This window comes from Pseudomonas sp. KH_027 (assembly GCF_057838565.1).
In genome coordinates this window covers 2,725,653-2,744,064 of the sequence record NZ_CM174470.1, presented here as the reverse complement: position 1 = coordinate 2,744,064, position 18,412 = coordinate 2,725,653, and the positions used below count along the sequence as shown (strand labels likewise).

16 protein-coding genes are annotated in these 18,412 nt (G+C 65.3%); 12 read left to right on the top strand and 4 right to left on the bottom strand.

Annotated elements, in window-relative coordinates:
• Positions 1-57: 57 nt before the first annotated feature.
• From AC3IYG_RS12905 to AC3IYG_RS12895, 3 genes are all read right to left on the bottom strand, one after another.
• A complete protein-coding gene (locus AC3IYG_RS12905; RefSeq protein ID WP_489308952.1) occupies positions 58-813 on the bottom strand; it encodes an EF-hand domain-containing protein in 756 nt (251 codons plus the stop codon).
• A gap of 117 nt (positions 814-930) precedes the next feature.
• On the bottom strand, positions 931-1,959 hold the full coding sequence (locus AC3IYG_RS12900; RefSeq protein ID WP_489308950.1) for a sensor histidine kinase: 1,029 nt from the start codon (positions 1,957-1,959) through the stop codon (positions 931-933).
• The gene (locus AC3IYG_RS12895) at positions 1,959-2,702 is read right to left on the bottom strand and encodes a response regulator (protein ID WP_489308948.1); all 744 of its coding nucleotides are present in this window, start codon (positions 2,700-2,702) and stop codon (positions 1,959-1,961) included. Before AC3IYG_RS12895 ends, AC3IYG_RS12900 begins: the two co-directional genes overlap by 1 nt.
• Positions 2,703-3,059: 357 nt before the next feature.
• Between AC3IYG_RS12895 and AC3IYG_RS12890 the strand changes: the two genes are divergently transcribed.
• The 6 genes from AC3IYG_RS12890 to AC3IYG_RS12865 all read left to right on the top strand — a co-directional run bounded on the left by AC3IYG_RS12890 (position 3,060) and on the right by AC3IYG_RS12865 (position 11,030).
• A complete protein-coding gene (locus AC3IYG_RS12890; protein WP_489308946.1) occupies positions 3,060-3,149 on the top strand; it encodes a K(+)-transporting ATPase subunit F in 90 nt (29 codons plus the stop codon).
• Between the two features lie 8 nt (positions 3,150-3,157).
• Positions 3,158-4,852, top strand: coding sequence for a potassium-transporting ATPase subunit KdpA (gene kdpA, locus AC3IYG_RS12885; RefSeq protein ID WP_489308944.1), 1,695 nt, complete (start codon positions 3,158-3,160; stop codon positions 4,850-4,852).
• Between the two features lie 12 nt (positions 4,853-4,864).
• Positions 4,865-6,916, top strand: a complete 2,052-nt coding sequence (gene kdpB, locus AC3IYG_RS12880; RefSeq protein ID WP_489308942.1) for a potassium-transporting ATPase subunit KdpB — start codon at positions 4,865-4,867, stop codon at positions 6,914-6,916.
• A gap of 82 nt (positions 6,917-6,998) precedes the next feature.
• Entirely contained in the window at positions 6,999-7,550 is a 552-nt protein-coding gene (gene kdpC / locus AC3IYG_RS12875; RefSeq protein WP_489308940.1) for a potassium-transporting ATPase subunit KdpC, read from the top strand.
• Complete coding sequence (locus tag AC3IYG_RS12870; protein ID WP_489308938.1) at positions 7,547-10,231, top strand: DUF4118 domain-containing protein; 2,685 nt, start codon at positions 7,547-7,549, stop codon at positions 10,229-10,231. The genes kdpC and AC3IYG_RS12870 overlap by 4 nt, the downstream gene beginning before the upstream one ends.
• A 106-nt stretch (positions 10,232-10,337) precedes the next feature.
• Positions 10,338-11,030, top strand: coding sequence for a response regulator (locus tag AC3IYG_RS12865; protein WP_489308936.1), 693 nt, complete (start codon positions 10,338-10,340; stop codon positions 11,028-11,030).
• A gap of 6 nt (positions 11,031-11,036) precedes the next feature.
• Here the strand turns inward: AC3IYG_RS12865 and AC3IYG_RS12860 are convergent, their stop codons facing one another.
• A complete protein-coding gene (locus AC3IYG_RS12860) occupies positions 11,037-12,056 on the bottom strand; it encodes a patatin-like phospholipase family protein (RefSeq protein WP_489308934.1) in 1,020 nt (339 codons plus the stop codon).
• A 212-nt stretch (positions 12,057-12,268) separates the two neighbouring features.
• On the opposite strand from AC3IYG_RS12860, the gene AC3IYG_RS12855 reads away from it, so the two are divergent.
• The 6 genes from AC3IYG_RS12855 (at position 12,269) to AC3IYG_RS12830 (ending at position 18,358) form a co-directional block, all read left to right on the top strand.
• The gene (locus AC3IYG_RS12855) at positions 12,269-12,547 is read left to right on the top strand and encodes a hypothetical protein (RefSeq protein ID WP_489308932.1); all 279 of its coding nucleotides are present in this window, start codon (positions 12,269-12,271) and stop codon (positions 12,545-12,547) included.
• A gap of 141 nt (positions 12,548-12,688) precedes the next feature.
• The gene (locus tag AC3IYG_RS12850; RefSeq protein WP_489308930.1) at positions 12,689-13,579 is read left to right on the top strand and encodes an esterase/lipase family protein; all 891 of its coding nucleotides are present in this window, start codon (positions 12,689-12,691) and stop codon (positions 13,577-13,579) included.
• Positions 13,580-13,694: 115 nt separating this feature from the next.
• On the top strand, positions 13,695-14,303 hold the full coding sequence (locus tag AC3IYG_RS12845; RefSeq protein WP_489308928.1) for a flavin reductase family protein: 609 nt from the start codon (positions 13,695-13,697) through the stop codon (positions 14,301-14,303).
• A gap of 124 nt (positions 14,304-14,427) precedes the next feature.
• Positions 14,428-15,345, top strand: a complete 918-nt coding sequence (locus AC3IYG_RS12840; protein WP_489308926.1) for an AAA family ATPase — start codon at positions 14,428-14,430, stop codon at positions 15,343-15,345.
• Positions 15,346-15,350: 5 nt separating this feature from the next.
• Positions 15,351-16,367 (top strand): DUF58 domain-containing protein, encoded by a 1,017-nt coding sequence (locus tag AC3IYG_RS12835; protein ID WP_489313906.1) that lies wholly within the window; start codon positions 15,351-15,353, stop codon positions 16,365-16,367.
• A complete protein-coding gene (locus tag AC3IYG_RS12830; RefSeq protein WP_489308924.1) occupies positions 16,364-18,358 on the top strand; it encodes a transglutaminase TgpA family protein in 1,995 nt (664 codons plus the stop codon). The genes AC3IYG_RS12835 and AC3IYG_RS12830 overlap by 4 nt, the downstream gene beginning before the upstream one ends.
• Positions 18,359-18,412 lie beyond the last annotated feature (54 nt).

Sequence of the window (18,412 nt, the reverse complement as noted above, 5' to 3'; positions counted from 1 at the left end):
GCGCAACAAACAAGCTTGCCGGCAGAAACGGCCATCCACACGGATGGCCATTGTCGTTCAGGCGGCGATGCTGACTTGAGTGCCGAGGCTGGAGGAATAGCCGGCACCGGCTTCGTACTGCTTGAGCAGTGCACTGACCAGATTGGCGTAGAGCGATGCCTTGTCGTCCTTGCTGCTGGTGTTGCTTTCGGTGCTGCTGAGCAGGCTGCTGAGTCCCTCCTTGCTGATACTGCCACTGCTGTCGGCGTCCAACTGGCCGAACAGTTCGTCCGTGTCGCTGCTGCCACTGGTCGTGGGCGGTGGTGGCGGAGGTGGGCCGGCGAGGGCGGCGCTCTCTTCCAGGTTCAGGCTGCCGTCCGCATCGCTGTCCAGGGCGCCGAACAGGGCGGAGATACTCTCGTCGTCGCTGCTGACGCCAAGGGCGCTGCTCAGTTCGTCCTGGCCGATGCTGCCGTCGCCGTTGGCGTCCAGTTCAGCGAACAACTCTTCCGGGTTGGCGCCTTGCGGGGGCGGCGCCAGGGCTGCGGTTTCCTCCTGGTCGATGCTGCCGTCGCTATTGGCGTCGAGCTGGCTGAACAGTTCGTCGATATCGATGCTCAGGCTGGAGTCGTTTTCCTGGGCGGCGGAGACGGCACTGTTCAGCTCATCCTTGGCGATGCTGCCGTCGCCGTTGCTGTCGAGCAGGCTGAAAAGTTTGTCCTGAGGTTTTGCCGGTTCCGTCGAGCTGGCGGCGTTAGAGCCGCTGCTGCGCTGGGCACTGGCGAGAGTCGAGCTGTATGCATAGCTCGAGTAACCACTGACACCACTGATCATGGGAGTCACTCCTGTTTAAGTTGGCAAACCCGGAGATGTTTCTCCGGTTCTGTCATCCTCGCGGGGTGATATGTCCAGGGTGTGTGTATTTTGTATCGACCGCCGTACACGCTCTGCTCACGCGCCTGACTGGCGTGGCAGGCTGAGCACGCAGGTCAGGCCGCCGCCCGGGGTACCCTCCAGGACGATATCGCCGCCTTGGCGCCGTGCGGCTTCGCGGGCGATGGTCAGGCCCAGGCCGACGCCGCCGGAATTGCGGTTGCGCGAGCCTTCGAGGCGGAAGAAGGGTTCAAACACCGTTTGCCGTTGTTCCGGTGCAATGCCCGGCCCCCGGTCGCAGACCCGTACCTCGACATGTTCGGTGCCGTCGTACAGCTCGATGCGTGCATGCCCGGCGTAGCGCAGGGCATTGTCCAGCAGGTTGTTCAGGCATGAGCGCAGGGCCAGCGGCTGTGCCTGCAGCGGTGCGCAGTGGCCCTCGACGCCCACGTCGGCGCCACGGTCCTGGGCATTCTCGGCCAGCGACTCGACCAGCGCCTGCAGGTCGAACCATTGCACGCTCTCGCTGGCGCGCTGCTCATGCAGGTAACTGAGGGTGGCGTCGAGCATGGCGATCATCTCGCTGAGGTCCTGGCCCATGCGCGTGCGCAGATGCGGGTTGGGTATCTGTTCGAGGCGCAGCTTGAGGCGCGAGAGCGGGGTGCGCAGGTCGTGGGAAACCGCGGCGAGCATGCGCCCGCGCTGCTGCACCTGTTCGCGGATGCGCTGCTGCATCAGGTTGAAGGTGCGCGCGGCCTGGCGGGTTTCACGCGGGCCGGTTTCCGGTAGTGGCGGGCAGTCGAGGTCTTCGCTGAGGCGTTCGGCGGCCTCGGACAGGTGCCGTATCGGCTTGCTCAGCAGTTTGGCGCCATACCAGGCGGCACCCACCAGGGTCAGCAGTTGGAATGCCAGGGGCATCAACGGTCCGCCGAAGGGCGGCGGGGCCGGGGGCTGCCCTTGTCCGGCGCTGACGCGCTCGGGAGGTGGCGGTGGCGGCGGTGGGCCGCCGTACTGGCTGAACCAGAGGAAGGCCAGCAGGTGGGCCAGCCCGATGGCCAGCAGGAACATGCCGAACAGCCTGGCGAACAGCGTGTCGGCGGTGCGCATCAGCCGATCTCGCGGGCGTCGAACAGGTAGCCTTCGCCACGCACGGTTTTGATCAACTGCGGTGCCTTGGGGTCGTCGCCGAGCTTCTGGCGCAGGCGCGAGACCAGCAGGTCGATGCTGCGGTCGAAGGCCTCGATCGAGCGGCCACGGGCGGCGTCCAGCAACTGCTCGCGGCTCAGCACCCGCCGGGGACGTTCGAGAAATACCCAGAGCAGGCGAAACTCGGCGTTCGACAAGGGCACTACCAATCCATCCGGCGCCTGCAGTTGGCGCAGCACGCCGTTCAACTGCCAGGCATCGAAGCGGATGCTGGAGCGCTCGTCGGTGCGCGGGCTGTCGCGGTCGTCGCGCACCCGCCGCAGGATGCTCTGGATCCGTGCCACCAGTTCGCGCGGCTCGAAGGGTTTGGCCATGTAATCGTCGGCGCCCAGTTCCAGGCCGATGATGCGGTCGGTCGGTTCGCAACGCGCGGTCAGCATCAGGATCGGGATGTCCGAATTGCTGCGCAGCTCGCGGCACAGCGTCAGGCCATCTTCACCGGGCAGCATCAGGTCGAGAATCACCACGTCGAAGCGGTTCTGTGTCAGCGCCTTGCGCATGCCGTGACCGTCGCCGACCGCTTCGCTGGCGATATTGAAGCGGGTCAGGTAGCCGCCAAGCAGCTCGCGCAGTTCGATGTTGTCGTCGACGATCAGCGCGCGCGTCGTTCTTGAGCGTATTTCCCGCTCATTGGGGGCATCCATCGGGGGGTGGCTCCGTTGCTGTCAGGGGCTGGCTTGGCCGGGTGCGGCTGGACGGGCTGGCGCGTGCGGCAGGCGCGCATCCTAACGTGTGGCTTGGTTGTGAGCGATGCCGCGCCCAGCCATTCGTCGTTTCGTTCGCAGGCCGTGCGGCAGGCCATGCTGACGCGGGCGCGTATCCACAGCATGTCGGCACTGTATCCGGATTGGTACAAAGCGTCGGGCGCCGGTGAATGCCCGGGTTCACGCGTTTTTTTACGGGTTCTTTACGCCGTCCGCGACCTCTCTGTCTCGTTCCTTTACGCCGCCCAGCGGAGAATTTCTCCCAAGCGGAAAAACCGCGCAAAGGAGAGAAATTCCATGACTGTTCTGGATTGGTTGTCCCTGGCTCTGGCCACGGGGCTGTTCATTTATCTGCTGACGGCGCTGCTGCGCGCCGATCGTTCCTAGGAGTAGTCATGAACAGCCAAGATATTCTGCTGATTGTGGCCTTCCTGGCGCTAGTGCTGGTGTCGGCACCCTTTCTCGGCCGCTTCTACTACCGGGTAATGGAGGGGCAGCGCACGTTCCTGTCGCCTGTTCTGGGGCCGGTGGAGCGTTTCTGCTACCGCGTGTCAGGGGTCGACGAAAAGTCCGAGCAGGACTGGAAGACCTACACCCTGGCGCTGCTGGCCTTCAACCTGGCTGGCTTCCTGTTGTTGTTCTCCATCCTGCTCCTGCAGGGCACGTTGCCGCTCAATCCGCAGCAGCTGCCCGGCCTGGAATGGACCCTGGCGTTCAACACCGCGGTGAGTTTCGTCACTAACACCAACTGGCAGGCCTACAGCGGCGAAGCTGCGCTGAGCTACTTCAGCCAGATGATCGGCCTCGGCGTGCAGAACTTCGTCAGCGCCGCCACCGGCCTGGCTGTGCTGGTCGCGTTGTGCCGTGGCCTGACCCGCCGTTCCAGCCTCAGCCTGGGCAACTTTTGGGTCGACCTGACCCGCGGCACGCTCTACGGGTTGCTGCCGCTGTGCCTGCTGCTGGCGCTGTTCCTGGTCTGGCAGGGTGTACCGCAAACCTTCGCCGAGTACGTCAACGCCCTCAATCTGCAGGGTGCCGACCAGGTCGTGCCGCTCGGCCCAGCCGCCAGCCAGATTGCCATCAAGCAACTCGGCACTAACGGCGGCGGTTTCTTCGGCGTCAACTCCGCGCACCCGTTCGAGAACCCCACGGCCTGGAGCAACCTGTTCGAGCTGGCTTCGATCATCCTGATCCCGGCTGCGCTGGTGTTCACCTTTGGCCACTACGTCAAGGACCTGCGCCAGAGCCGCGCCATCCTCGCCTGCATGCTGGTGCTGATGCTGCTCGGTCTGGGTGTGTCGCTGTTCGCCGAGTATCAGCCGAACGCGGCCCTGGCCGGCTTGCCGGTTGAGCAGAGCGGTTCGCTGGAAGGCAAGGAGAGCCGCTTCGGTATCACCGCCTCGATGCTCTGGGCAGTGGTCACCACCTCGGCCTCAAACGGCTCGGTGAATGCCATGCACGACAGCATGAGCGCCATCGGCGGGATGGTGCCGATGATCAACATGATGCTTGGCGAAGTGATCTTCGGCGGTGTCGGCGCGGGCCTGTACGGCATGCTGCTGTTCGTCCTGATTGCGGTGTTCCTCGCCGGGCTGATGGTCGGTCGTACCCCGGAGTACCTGGGCAAGAAGCTGGAAGCCAAGGAAGTCCGCCTGCTGGTCGCGACCTTGCTGGTGATGCCGGTCGGCGTATTGGTGCTCGGCTCCTTCGCCGCGACCCTGCCAGGCCCGCTGGCCTCGGTGAGCAACCCCGGCCCGCATGGCTTCAGCCAGCTGCTCTACAACTACACCTCCGGTGCCGCCAACAACGGCTCGGGCTTCGGTGGCTTTGCCTCCAACACGCCGTTCCACAACCTGATGATCGGCCTGGCCATGATCATCGGGCGCTTCGGCTACATCCTGCCGGTACTGGCCATCGCCGGTAGCCTGGCGGCGAAGAAGACTGCACCGGTCGGCCCCAACAGCTTCCCCACCCATGGCCCGTTGTTCGTCACCTTGCTCACCGTGACCATTCTGTTGGTCGGTGGCTTGACCTTCCTGCCGGCCCTGGCTCTGGGCCCGCTGGCCGAACAACTGAGCATTGGCTTCTAAGGAATGATTGAGATGAACGCTCAGACTCAAGCGCTGAAACAGCGCGCAAAAATCCAGACTGCCCCGCTCAGCTCGCTCTGGCGGGTGGCGCTGGTCCAGGCCTTCGTCAAGCTCGACCCGCGCGTACTGCTGCGCTCGCCGGTGATGTTGGTGGTCGAGTTGACCGCCATACTGACCACGGTTCTGTGCTTCGTGCCGAACCCGGCGGTGGATACCGCGGTGGCGGTGCAACTGGCCCTCTGGCTGTGGTTCACCGTGCTCTTCGCCAACTTCGCCGAGGCGCTCGCCGAGGGACGTGGCAAGGCTCGTGCCGATAGCCTGCGGGCTGGCAGCCAAGGCCTCAGTGCGCAGCGCCGCAACGCCAACGGTGGGTTCGAAAGCGTGGCTGCCAGCAGCCTGCGCAAGGGTGACGTGGTGCGCGTCCAGGCCGGCGAGTTGATCCCCGGCGACGGCGAGGTGATCGAAGGTGTCGCCGCCGTCAACGAGGCGGCCATCACCGGTGAGTCCGCGCCGGTGATCCGCGAGTCCGGTGGCGACCGTTCGGCGGTGACCGGCAACACCCGCCTGGTGTCCGACTGGCTGCTGGTGAAGATCAGCGTGAACCCGGGTGAGTCGACCCTGGATCGCATGATCGCTCTGGTGGAAGGTGCCAAGCGGCAGAAGACCCCTAACGAGGTGGCGCTGGACATCCTGTTGATCGGCCTGACGCTGATCTTCCTGCTGGTGGTGGTGACCCTGCAGCCGTTCGCCATCTTCGCCGGCGGCAAGTTGCCGTTGGTGTTCCTGGTGGCACTGCTGGTGACCCTGATTCCGACCACCATCGGTGGCCTGCTGTCGGCCATCGGCATCGCCGGTATGGATCGCCTGGCGCACCTCAACGTGATCGCCAAGTCCGGCCGTGCGGTGGAAGCCGCCGGCGACGTGCATGTGCTGTTGCTGGACAAGACCGGCACCATCACCTTCGGCAACCGCCGCTGCAGCGCGGTCCACGCGGTTCCCGGGGTCGGCCCCAAGGAGTTGGCCGAGGCTACGCTGCTGGCCTCGCTGGCCGATGACACGCCGGAAGGCAAGTCCATCGTCGAATACCTGCGCGCCCTGTACCCGATGGCGGAGCCGGCGCGGGCCGAGATCAAGGCCATCCCGTTCACTGCCGAAACGCGTCTGTCCGGGGTCGATTGGAATGGCCACGTCTACCGCAAGGGTGCAGTCGATGCGGCCCTGGCCTTTATCGGCCTTGAGCGTGGCGCGGTGCCGGCGACCTTGTCGCGGGAAATCGACAAGATCGCCAAGAGCGGTGGCACGCCGTTGCTGGTAACCGCCGACGGCAAGCTGCTCGGTGCCATCCACCTGAAGGACGTGGTCAAGCCGGGCATCCGCGAACGGTTCGCCGAGCTGCGCCAGTTGGGTATTCGCACCGTGATGGTGACCGGTGACAACCCGCTGACCGCTGCCGCGATTGCCGCTGAAGCCGGGGTCGACGATGTGATCGCCGAAGCCACGCCGGAGAAGAAACTCCAGCGCATCCGCCAGGAGCAGGCCGACGGCAAGATGGTCGCCATGTGCGGCGACGGCGCCAACGACGCCCCGGCGCTGGCCCAGGCCGACGTCGGCATGGCGATGAACGACGGCACCCAGGCCGCCCGCGAGGCCGCCAACCTGGTGGACCTCGACTCCGACCCGACCAAGCTGCTGGACGTGGTGCAGGTGGGCAAGGAGCTGTTGGTCACTCGCGGTGCGCTGACCACCTTCTCCATCGCCAACGACGTGGCCAAGTACTTCGCGGTCCTGCCGGCGTTGTTCGCCAGCCTCTACCCGCAACTCGGCGTGCTCAACGTCATGCAGTTGGCGAGCCCGCAGAGTGCGATCCTCTCGGCCATCGTGTTCAACGCGTTGATCATCGTCGCGCTGATCCCCCTGGCCCTGCGCGGGGTCAAGGTGAAGGCGGCGAGTGCCTCCCATCTTCTGGCGCGCAACCTGCTGATCTATGGCCTGGGCGGGATTGTCGCGCCCTTCGTCGGGATCAAACTGATCGACCTGCTGCTGGTCGCGGTGGGCCTGGTTTAACGCCCCGCGCCCGTTTACACCCTCTCCCCTGATTGGGGGAGGGAACTGATTCGGTGCAAACCCTGAAGATTGGAGAAGTACCATGCTCAAGCAACTTCGTCCCGCCGTGAGCCTCTTGGCCCTGATGACTTTGATTACCGGCGTTATCTACCCCCTGACCGTGACTGGCATCGCCCAACTCGCCTTCCCCGCGCAGGCGGGTGGCAGCCTGGTCGCCGACAGCGAAGGCAAGATCCGTGGCTCCAGCCTGCTCGCCCAGCCCTTCGAGGGCGACGGCTGGTTCCATGTGCGGCCATCGGCGGCCGCTTACGCCACCGTCTCCAGTGGCGCGAGCAACCTGGCGCAAACCAACCCGGCCCTGGTCGAACGCATCGCCAAGGACGCCGCAGCATTGGCCAATGAGAGCGGCTCTCCGGTACCCTTGGCGTTGGTCACCACCTCCGCCAGCGGCCTGGACCCGCATCTGCCGCCGGCGGCGGCCAACTACCAGATTGCGCGCATCGCCGCTGCGCGCAATCTGTCGAGCGAATCGCTCGAACGCCTGATCGAGACTTACACCGAACGCCCGCTGGTGGGGCCTGCGGTGGTCAACGTGCTGGCGCTCAACCTGGCCCTTGAGGGAACTGATCGATGAGTGATGCCGGCCGCGCCGAGGCTTTTCTGGCGGATCTGCCGCCCGAGCTGGATAACCGGGGCGGTCGCGGCCGGCTCAAAGTCTTTCTCGGTGCCGCGCCGGGGGTAGGCAAGACCTACGCCATGTTGTTGGCGGCACAGGCGCAACTGCGCCAGGGCGTCGACCTGCGCGCCGGGGTGGTCGAGACCCACGGCCGTGCCGAAACCGAGGCGCTGCTCGCTGGCCTGCCGCAGCAGCCGCCGCTGCGTAGCCTCTACCGCGGCATCAAACTGGCCGAGATGGACCTCGATGGCCTGCTGGCCAAGCCGCCCAAACTGGTGCTGGTGGACGAACTGGCCCACAGCAACGCTCCCGGTAGCCGCCACGCCAAGCGTTGGCAGGATATCCAGGAGTTGCTCGCCGCCGGTATCGACGTCTACACCACGGTCAATGTGCAGCACATCGAAAGCCTCAACGACCAGGTGCGCGATATCACCAGCGTGCAGGTGCGCGAGACGGTACCGGACTGGGTGCTGCAGGAGGCCTACGAGCTGGTGCTGATCGACCTGCCGCCGCGCGAGCTGCTGGAGCGCCTGCGCGAGGGCAAGGTGTATGTGCCCGAGCAAGCGCGCGCGGCGATCGACGCGTTCTTCAGTCAGACCAATCTCACCGCCCTGCGCGAACTGGCCATGCAGACCGCCGCGGCGCGGGTGGATGCCGACCTCAACCAGCGTTATCGCCAGTTGGGTCGGGAAGCCCCGACCGTGCGCGGCCGTCTGCTGGTAGCAGTGGATGGGGACGAGCAGGCCGAACGCCTGGTGCGCCACGCCTGTCGGGTGGCCGAACGCCGCCACCTACCCTGGAGCCTGGTGCATGTGGATACCGGCGGGGTACGCGATGATGTCGCTCGCGCACACCTGCAGGAGGCCCAGCGGCTGGCTGAACGCCTCGGCGGCGAGGTGGTCAGCCTGCGTGCCGGCGAGGTGGCGAAAACCCTGATCCAGCATGCCTATGAGCGCCAGGCCAGCCTGCTGCTGGTCGGTCGCAGCCGGCAACGCCTGCGCCGCCGCTGGTTCGGCCTGGGAGTTGCCGAACGCCTGTTGCGCCATGCCCAGGGGCTGGAAATCAATGTGCTGGATACCGAGGCCGATCGCGTGCCGCCGACGTCCCGCGCACGCTACCCCGCACGGCTGAGTGACTACGCCCTGGCGCTGTTGGCCACGCTGCTGGCGACGGCGTTGGCCTGGGGCGTGTCGCATATTCTCGAGTTGCCGAATATCTCCTTGGTGCTGCTCGCTGCGGTGTTGCTGGTGGCGGTGCGCACCAGTTTCGGCCCGGCATTGGCCTGTGCCGTCATGTCGTTTCTCACTTACGACTTCCTGTTCATTCCGCCGATTTTCTCGTTCACCATTCACCGTCATGAGGACGTGCTGACCCTGCTGTTCTTCCTGCTGATGGCCGTACTGACCGGTAACCTGGCCGGCCGCCAGCGCCGCCAATTGAAGGCCTTGCGTGAGACCCAGAGTGAAACCGGGGCGCTACTCGACTTGTCCCGCAAACTCACTGCCGCGACAGATCGCCAGGCGGTGCTGACGGCCGCCGGTCAGCAGCTCGCCGTCTGGAATGACATGGATATCTGTCTGCTCGGGCATAGCGGCGATGGCGGCTGGAAGGTCGAGGCGGGTGTCGCGCGGCAGCTCAGCGACGGCGAGCGGGTCGCGGCCGAATGGGCCTGGCAACATGATCAGCCGGCCGGTCTCGGCACGGATACCTTGCCCAGCGGGCGCTGGTGGTGGTGGCCGTTGTCGGGCGAGGATGGCCCGCTGGCACTGCTTGGGGTGAGCCCAAAGAACGAGCAGCCATTACCGGCCGATCGCCGGCGGTTGCTCGCGGCGCTCGGCCAGCCCTTGGCTCAGGCATTGGCCCGCGCGCAGTTGGCGCAAGACCTGGAAGCCGCGCGCTTGCATGGCGAAACCGAGCAACTGCGCAGCGCCTTGCTCGCCTCGGTGTCCCATGACTTGCGCACACCGCTGACGGCCATGCGCGGGGCCATCGACAGTTTGCTGACGCTGGATGGCCAGATTGATCCGGAAGGCCGCCGCGAACTGCTGGAAAGCACCCGTGATGAAGCCGAGCGGCTCGATCGGTATATCCAGAACCTGCTGGACATGACCCGCCTTGGGCATGGTGGTCTCAAGCTTGCGCGCGACTGGGTGGCGCCGGTGGATATAGTCGCCAGCGCGCTGCAGCGCTTGCGCCCGCTGTTGCTGCCATTGGCGGTGGAAACCGAGGTGCCGGCCGAGCTGCCGCTGCTCTATGTGCATGCCGCGTTGATCGAGCAGGCCTTGATCAATGTGTTGGAAAACGCCGCGCGCTTTTCGCCCGTCGGCGGTCGCCTGCGCGTGGCGGTCGAGACCGATGGCGAGACGCTGTACGAGGGGAGGGAGTTGCGCATCGTCGTCAGTGACCAGGGGCCGGGCATTCCCGAGGCGGAGCGGGAGAAGATCTTCGACATGTTCTACACCGCCGCCCGGGGGGATCGCGGCGGGCAGGGTACCGGCCTGGGCTTGGCCATCTGCCAGGGCATGCTCGGCGCCCATGGTGGCCGGGTGACGGTGGGCGAGGGATTGGACGGCCGGGGCGCGAGTCTGACCCTGCACCTACCGTTGCATCCGCAACCGGATTCGGAGGAGGGCCTGTAGGGTGGCATGCCACGCCTGTTCGCCGGGTCGAGTCAGCGCCCGGCAAATTGCTGGGGTGCTATGTCCACCTTACACTCTGCAGTCAGCGCCTATGATCCGAGAGCTTATGACGACCAACCAACCGACCATTCTGGTCATCGACGATGAACCGCAGATTCGCAAGTTCTTGCGCATCAGCCTGGTCGCCCAGGGCTACAAGGTGCTCGAAGCCGGCAATGGCACCGAGGGCTTGGCTCAAGCCGCGCTGGGCAAGCCTGATGTGCTGGTGCTCGACCTCGGTCTGCCGGACATGGACGGCCATAGCGTGCTCAAGGAACTGCGCGAATGGTCGCAGGTGCCGGTGCTGATTCTTTCAGTGCGTGCTGGCGAGGCCGAGAAAGTCCAGGCGCTGGACAGCGGCGCCAACGATTATGTGACCAAACCCTTCGGTATTCAGGAGTTTCTCGCCCGCGTCCGCGCCTTGCTACGCCATGCGCAAGCCGGCGACAGCCCGCAAGTGGTGGTCAACATCGGCCCGTTGAGCGTCGATTTCGCCTATCGCCGGGTCAGCCTGGACGGCGTTGAAATCAGCCTGACGCGCAAGGAGTACGCGGTGCTGGCGCAGTTGGCGCAGCATGCCGGGCGGGTGGTGACCCAGCAGCAGCTTTTGAAGGATATCTGGGGACCCACCCATGTCGAGGACAGCCACTACCTGCGCGTGGTGGTCGGGCATCTGCGACAGAAATTGGCGGATGACCCCGCCAACCCGCGCTTCATCAGCACCGAGGCGGGTGTCGGTTACCGTTTGCGCGAGCGCTGAGCCGTTTCAGTTCTCGGCTTCGTACTTGTCCAGCGTATCGCTGGTGATGATGCGGCCCAGTTGAATCAGTTCCGGAGCCTTGTAGAACTCGAAGAAGCGACAGGCGCGTCTGGGCACGTTGATCAGGATGTCCGGCGGGTAGCCGGCGATCTTGTACTGCGCCAACGAGGTCTGCATCACCTCGAAGCTTTGGTTGACCAGCTCCAGCAGCGACGCCGGGCCGCCGGTGTCGGCCACCCGCGAACCGCTGGCGGACTTCGGTGCTGCCGTCGTCTGTGCGGCGGGCTGTCCGTCGAGCCAGGGGTTGGGGCTGGGCGCGGCGACGGGCAGGGCGACTTCTTCCATCAATAACAGCTCTTCGCCATTGCCTTCGGTTTTGCGCCGGAAGGGCAGGCGCGCACCGAGCGAGTCCATCAGCAGGTCGATACGGCCCTTGATCGCCGGCGGGCGCTCGATGACCGGCAGCTGGTAGTGTTTCTGGTTGGTGGAGTTGAGGTTGACGGCAATGATCAGGTCGCAATGGCTGGAAACCACCGGAACAATCGGCAGCGGATTGAGCAGGCTGCCATCGACCAGCATGCGCTTGCCTTGGATGACTGGCGTGAACAGGCTTGGAATCGCCGCCGAGGCGCGCATGGCCTGATGCAGGCTGCCTTCCTGGAACCAGATTTCCTGCTGGTTGGTCAGGTCGGTGGCGACGGCGGTGTAGGGGATGCGCAGGTCTTCGATATTGATCTCGCCGACTATTTCGCGAATCTTGCCGAAGACCTTCTCGCCGCGAATGGCGCCGAGGCGGAAGCTGACGTCGAGCAGGCGCAACACGTCCAGATAATCCAGGCTCTCGATCCACTCGCGGTATTCTTTCAGCTTGCCGGTGGCGTAAATGCCGCCGATCACCGCGCCCATCGAACAGCCGGCGATACAGGCGATGTCATAGCCGCGTCGCTCCAGCTCTTCGATCGCACCAATGTGTGCATAACCGCGCGCGCCGCCGGATCCCAACACCAAGGCTACTCGTTTGCTCATTGCCGATCCCCCATCAAGCACTGACTTAGACCATACGCGTGCGCTTGGGCTGCGCCAAGGCGCTGCGCTTGAAAACATCGCGCCACCGATTCCCGGGGCGGGGCAGCGGGCAACCCTTGCCTATTGCATCACGCACTGCACTTTTAGCGCTGCGCGGCGTCTCACTGACAGATTAAACTCAGGCTGTTTTCCCTTTTCGAGGAGCGTTATCGATGAAAGCATGGATCTGTTTGCCACTGTTGGTCCTGGCTCTGGCCGGTTGCGCCGGTAAAACGGCATACCGTGATAGCTGCGGCAGCCAGCTGGATAGCGCCTGGCGCGAACTGGATCTGGCCAAGGCCGAGGGTTTCGCCGGTACCGTGAGTTACTCCAAGGCCCTGTCGCTGCTCACCGCCGCCAAGACCCAGCAGCAGTTCGAGGCGTTCGAAGGCTGCGCGGCGAAAGCCAAGAAAGCCCGCTTCTACATCAGCGAGTCGCGCGCCGGGCGCTGATGGTGCTGGCGGGTCCCCTGGTCAGGCTTGCTGCAGGTCGATCAGGGGCGCGGTTTTCTGATAGCGGCTCAGCCGAGCGCTATCGCTGAGCGTATTGCAGTGCTCGCGCTATCGGCTTTTATCGAACAGGGATGCTCTGTCATGTCGAATGCCACTGCGCCGCGTTATCCCTTGGTGCTGGTACCGGGGCTGTTGGGTTTTGTCCGTTTGCTCGGTTATCCCTACTGGTACGGCATCGTCTCGGCGCTGCGGCGGCAGGGTGCCAAGGTCTTTCCGGTGCTGGTGTCATCGGTGCATTCCAGCGAAGTGCGTGGCGAGCAGTTGCTCGAACGTATCGCCAAGGTGATGAAAGACACCGGCGCCGACAAGGTGCACCTGATCGGTCATAGTCAGGGCGCGCTGAGTGCCCGCTATGCCGCTGCGCTGAAGCCGCAGTGGGTGGCCTCGGTGACCTCGGTGGCCGGGCCCAATCACGGCTCGGAGTTGGCCGACTTTCTTCAGCGCCGGGCGCCCCATGACAGCTTGCGCGGGAGACTGTTGGCGATGTTGTTGCGCGGTGTGGCGCGCTGCATGGCCTGGCTGGAAACCGGCTATCAAGGCCCACGCCTGCCTATGGATGTGGACGCCGCGCAGCAGTCACTGAGCACCCAGGGCGTCGCCGTGTTCAATGCGCAGTACCCGCAAGGCTTGCCGGAAACCTGGGGCGGCGAGGGCGCGCACGAGGTGAATGGTGTGCGCTATTATTCCTGGTCCGGCACCTTGCAGGCGGGTATCACCGATCGTGGTGGTAACCGCCTGGATGGGCCGAACGTCGCCTGCCGCCTGTTCGCCCGAACCTTTCGCCGCGAGCCCGGACACTGCGATGGCATGGTCGGGCGCTACAGTTCGCACCTGGGCAAGGTGATTGGCGATGACTTTCCGCTCGATCACTTCGACATCATCAACCAGACCTTCGGCCTGGTCGGCAAGGGTGCCGATCCGGTACGGCTGTTCGTCGAACATGCCCGGCGCCTGCATGACGCAGGGCTGTAGGCGGCGCAATGAACGCTGAGACGCTGCTGGGCGCGCTGCCTGTGTCGCGCTCTGTTGATAAAGCGCTCGGCTGCGGATTCACTCTGCGGTTCTGCAGATTCGATGAGAGGTATCGATGCAACTCGATTTCGCAACCCTGAGCCCGTTGGAGGTTTACCGTTGGCTGGCTTCGACCGTCACGCCACGGCCCATTGCCTGGGTGTCGACCTTGTCGAAGGACGGTGTGAGCAACCTGGCGCCGTTCAGTTTTTTCCAGGTGATCAGCGACGAACCGCCGACCCTGATGGTCAACGTCGGCGCGCGTGACGACGGCAGCCTCAAGGACACCCTGCGTAACGTGCAGGCCACCGGTGAGCTGGTGATCCAGCTGGTTTCGGCCGCCCAGGCCGGGGCGATGAATGCCAGTGCGGCGCACCTGCCCCACGGCGTCAGCGAGTTCGAGCACTGTGGCATCGCCAGCCTTGCGGCCAGCCGGGTCAAGCCGCCGCGGGTAGCCGGCGCGGCGGTGGCGTTCGAGTGTGCGCTGGCCGAGGTGCAGCCCTACCCACGGGATAATCCCAACTGCTACCTGATCTTTGCCCGTGTGCTGTTGGCGCATATCGACGATGGCGTGCTGGATGGGCAGGGCCGGATCGATCCGCACAAGCTCGACCTGATCGGGCGTCTGGGCGGCAGCCGTTACAGCACCACCCGCGATGGTTTCGCCATGCCCCGCCCGAGCTAGGCAAACCCGCAGCACGCGCACTAGCCCACATTTGACGTCGGTGTTTAGTGACTAAAGGTTGCTGGCGCTTTGCCGTTGGCCGGTGCCCCGGTAGCATCGGGCCCTCGAGCAAAAGGGGTGACGAATGTACACGAAACTGAATGCCTGCCTGGATGCGGTGAATCAGGTGCTGCTGGGCAAGGAACCGCAGGTGCGCCTGGCGCTGACCTGCCTGTTGGCGCGCGGGCATCTGCTGATCGAAGACCTGCCGGGTATGGGCAAGACCACCCTCAGCCAAGCGCTGGCCAAGGTGCTGGGCCTGAGCTTCCAGCGTATCCAGTTCACCTCCGACTTGTTGCCCGGCGACATCCTCGGCACCTCGGTGTTCGATAAGGACACCGGGCAGTTCGTCTTCCACCCCGGGCCGATTTTCGCCGAGCTGGTGTTGGCCGATGAGATCAATCGCGCCACACCGAAAAGCCAGAGCGCGCTGCTGGAGGCCATGGAGGAGGGCCAGGTGACCATCGAGGGTGCAACCCGGCCATTGCCGGAGCCCTTCTTCGTGATCGCCACGCAGAATCCGGTCAGCCAGGGCGGCACCTTTGCCTTGCCGGAGTCGCAGCTCGATCGTTTCTTGATGCGCCTGTCCCTCGGCTACCCGGCCAAGGCGGCGGAAAAAGCCCTGTTGCTGGGCGAGGCACGGCGCGAGCTGCTGCCGCGCCTGGCGGCGATTCTCAGCCATGTCGAATTGGCGGCGCTGCAGGCCGAAGTGCCTAAGGTGCGCGCCAGCGATGCCCTGGTGGACTATGTGTTGCGCCTGGTGGAGGCCACCCGCACGCAGCCGCAGTTCGCCTGGGGCCTGTCGCCGCGCGCCAGCTTGGCCCTGCTGGCGGCGGCCCGCGCCTGGGCCTTCCTGGCACAGCGCGAGTATGTGATCCCGGAAGATGTGCAGGCGGTGTTGCCCTCGGTGGTCGGCCACCGCTTGCGTGAGCGCGCCGACCCGGCCGGGCATGGCGGCGGTGCCTTGGTGCAGTGGCTGCTGCGCGAGGTGCCGGCGCTTTGAAAGCGCTGTTCAAGGCCCGCTGGCAGCGCTGGTTGGTACGGCGTATTCCGCCTGCGGCCAGCGTGCAACTGACCCAACGGCGGATTTTCATCATTCCGACCCGTATCGGCGCCGCGTTCGGCCTGGCCTTGGCGCTGATGTTGCTGGCTGCGGTCAACTACCAGAACAGCCTGGCGTACGGCCTGACCTTTATGCTGATCTCGGTCTGTATCGTCGCCATCCTGCATACCTACCGCAACCTGGCGGGGTTGATGCTGCATGCGGCGGGTGGTGCTGCGCTGTTCGTCGGCGAACAGGCGCGTTTTCGCGTGCGGCTGGCCAGCAACGGTCGCGCCCACCAGGCCATCGCCCTCGGTTGGCCGCCGGCCGAACTGCAGGCGCTGGACGTGGCGCAAGCCGGCGTCAGCGAGTGCGAGCTGAGCCTGCCGGCGTTGCGCCGTGGCTGGCTGCGGCCGGGGCGCCTGCGGGTGGAAAGTCGCTTTCCCTTGGGCATCCTGGTGGCTTGGAGCTGGGTCGATCTGGATCAGGCGCTGCTGGTCTATCCACGCCCGCTCGCGGGTGAATTGCCGCTGGCCGCCGGTACCGGCAAGGACGATGAGGAGGACGGCGCGCGCACCCTCGGGCTGGGCGCGGATGACTTTCAGGGCTTGAAAAGCTACCAGCCCGGCGACTCCAAGCGGCGCTTGCACTGGAAGGCCTATTCCCGTGGCCAGGGCTTGCTGGTCAAGGATTTTGCCGCCCTGGCCGGGCGCGAAGTGTGGCTGGACTTCGCCGCTTTGGACGGCGACGTGGAAGCGCGTCTGTCGCTCTTGTGCCATTGGGTCCTGCAACTGTCGGAGCGCCAGCAACCCTTCGCCCTCAGCTTGCCTGGCACGGCGCTGCCGCCCGACAGCGGCGACAACCATCGCGAAGCCTGCCTGCGCGCCTTGGCGCTATTTGGCGAGCCGCCCCTGACACAGCCTTCGGCCGAGCGCAGGGCGGCAGTCGGCAGGGTCTTCGATCGACAGCTGGGGCAGCCATGAGCGCGGCCCAGCCGATCCCACGCATCAGCCTGACCTGGCTGTTGGTGGCTCAGGCGTTGGTGATCATCCCGCACCTGGCGCATTTGCCGTTGTGGATCATCGGCTTGTGGCTGGGCTGTGCGGGTTGGCGCATCCAGATTTTCCGCATGCGTGCGGGTTATCCGGCGACCTGGATCAAGGCCGGGCTGGCGGTCGGCATCGTCGGCGGGGTGCTGCTCTCGCGCGGCAGCCTGATCGGCCTGGACGCCGGGGTGGTGCTGCTGATCGCCGCCTTCATCCTCAAGCTGGTGGAAATGCGCACCCGCCGCGATGCGCTGGTGTTGATCCTGCTGGGTTTTTTCGCGGTAGTGACCGCCTACCTGTTCGATGCCAGCATGCTCGCGGCGCTGTTCAGCCTGTTGCCGGTCACCGCGTTGCTGGCGGCGCTGATCGGCCTGCAACAAAGCGCGTTCGCCATGCGCCCGTGGCCGACCTTGCGCCTGGCGGCTGGCCTGCTCCTGCAAGCGCTGCCGCTGATGCTGTTGCTGTTCGTGTTCTTTCCGCGACTGGGGCCGCTGTGGTCGCTGCCGCTGCCGAGCGACAGAGGTGTCACCGGGCTCTCCGACAGCATGGCGCCAAGCGACATTGCCGAGTTGAGCCGTTCCGATGCGTTGGCTTTTCGCGCCACCTTCGACGGCCCGCTACCGCCGCGTAACCAGCTGTACTGGCGTGCGCTGACCCTGGAGCACTTCGATGGCCGGCGCTGGTCGCTGACCGTCGGCGCTCAGGCCGCCATTGCGCCAGCCTGGGAAAAGCGCGGCGCAGCGTTGAGTTACAGCATCATCATGCAGCCCAGTGCGCGGCCCTGGTTGTTCAGCCTGGATGTGGCGAGCACGGATCTGGAACAGACCCGGCAGATGAACGATTTCCGCCTGGAGCGGAGCCGGCCCGTGCAGCAGGCGCTGTTTTACCGGCTGAGGTCCTGGCCAGAGGCCCTGCGTGAACCGCAAGCCGCCAGCGCTGCATTGCGCCGCGCCTTGCAGTTGCCGGGGCAGGGCGATCCGCGCAGCCGCGCCTGGGCGCTGGAGCTCAAACGCCAATACCCGGAGCCGCAGGCACTGGTTCAGGCATTGCTCAGGCATTTCAACCGCGAACCTTTTGCATACACCTTGCGACCACCGCCGGTGGGCGCCAACAGTATCGATGAGTTCCTGTTTCGCACCCGCAGTGGCTTCTGTGCACACTACGCCGGGGCTATGACGTTCGTCATGCGCGCGGCCGGCATACCGGCACGGGTGGTGACGGGTTACCAGGGCGGCGAGCTGAATGCCGCGGGCAATTACCTGCAGGTGCGGCAGTTCGATGCCCATGCCTGGGTCGAGTACTGGCAACCGGAGCGCGGTTGGATCAGTGTCGACCCGACCTTCCAGGTCGCGCCGGAACGAATCGATCTGGGGCTGGAACAGGCCCTTGCCGAGGAGCAGAGTTTTCTTGAAGGCTCACCGTTGTCGCTGCTGCGTTACCGCAACATTGGTTGGCTGAATCAACTGCGCATGAGCTGGGATAACCTCAATTACGGCTGGCAGCGCTGGGTGCTGAGCTATCAGGGCGAGCAACAGCTGCAGTTGTTGCAGCGCTGGTTCGGCCGTTTGGATGCGCGTGATCTGGTGCTGGCGCTGGTGGGCGGCGGCGGGTTGTTGCTGGGCTTGCTGGCATTGCTGCTGTTCAAGCCCTGGCGGCGTGAGCGGGATGTGCAGCAGCGCCTGTATCAGCGCTTCGAACGGTTGCTCGCGCGGCACGGCTTGTACCGCGCGACCGGCGAGGGCGCGCGGGCCTTTGCCGCGCGTGCGGGGCAGGCGTTGCCGGCGCAGGCCGAGTCGATTCAAGCCTTCGCCGCCGCGTTCGAGGCGCAACGCTATGCCGGTGGCGGCGCGGCGCCGAGCGAGCTGCGAAAACGACTGGCGCAACTGCGCCGTGCCTTGCCCTGGCGCTTGACCCGCGCCGGGCGTTGAACTTGCGACTACTTGGTCACTTGTCGATGGCAAACGACCGATTAAGCTTAAAAA

What these genes read in the sequence shown, in the direction of transcription:
- AC3IYG_RS12850 (WP_489308930.1), top strand. Translation starts at nt 12,689, where the DNA reads ATGTCGAATGCCACTGCGCCGCGTTATCCCTTGGTGCTGGTACCGGGG.
- kdpA (WP_489308944.1), top strand. Translation starts at nt 3,158, where the DNA reads ATGAACAGCCAAGATATTCTGCTGATTGTGGCCTTCCTGGCGCTAGTG.
- AC3IYG_RS12860 (WP_489308934.1), bottom strand. Translation starts at nt 12,056, where the DNA reads ATGAGCAAACGAGTAGCCTTGGTGTTGGGATCCGGCGGCGCGCGCGGT.
- kdpB (WP_489308942.1), top strand. Translation starts at nt 4,865, where the DNA reads ATGAACGCTCAGACTCAAGCGCTGAAACAGCGCGCAAAAATCCAGACT.
- AC3IYG_RS12845 (WP_489308928.1), top strand. Translation starts at nt 13,695, where the DNA reads ATGCAACTCGATTTCGCAACCCTGAGCCCGTTGGAGGTTTACCGTTGG.
- AC3IYG_RS12855 (WP_489308932.1), top strand. Translation starts at nt 12,269, where the DNA reads ATGAAAGCATGGATCTGTTTGCCACTGTTGGTCCTGGCTCTGGCCGGT.
- AC3IYG_RS12870 (WP_489308938.1), top strand. Translation starts at nt 7,547, where the DNA reads ATGAGTGATGCCGGCCGCGCCGAGGCTTTTCTGGCGGATCTGCCGCCC.
- AC3IYG_RS12865 (WP_489308936.1), top strand. Translation starts at nt 10,338, where the DNA reads ATGACGACCAACCAACCGACCATTCTGGTCATCGACGATGAACCGCAG.
- AC3IYG_RS12895 (WP_489308948.1), bottom strand. Translation starts at nt 2,702, where the DNA reads ATGGATGCCCCCAATGAGCGGGAAATACGCTCAAGAACGACGCGCGCG.
- AC3IYG_RS12830 (WP_489308924.1), top strand. Translation starts at nt 16,364, where the DNA reads ATGAGCGCGGCCCAGCCGATCCCACGCATCAGCCTGACCTGGCTGTTG.
- AC3IYG_RS12905 (WP_489308952.1), bottom strand. Translation starts at nt 813, where the DNA reads ATGATCAGTGGTGTCAGTGGTTACTCGAGCTATGCATACAGCTCGACT.
- AC3IYG_RS12840 (WP_489308926.1), top strand. Translation starts at nt 14,428, where the DNA reads ATGTACACGAAACTGAATGCCTGCCTGGATGCGGTGAATCAGGTGCTG.
- AC3IYG_RS12890 (WP_489308946.1), top strand. Translation starts at nt 3,060, where the DNA reads ATGACTGTTCTGGATTGGTTGTCCCTGGCTCTGGCCACGGGGCTGTTC.
- AC3IYG_RS12900 (WP_489308950.1), bottom strand. Translation starts at nt 1,959, where the DNA reads ATGCGCACCGCCGACACGCTGTTCGCCAGGCTGTTCGGCATGTTCCTG.
- kdpC (WP_489308940.1), top strand. Translation starts at nt 6,999, where the DNA reads ATGCTCAAGCAACTTCGTCCCGCCGTGAGCCTCTTGGCCCTGATGACT.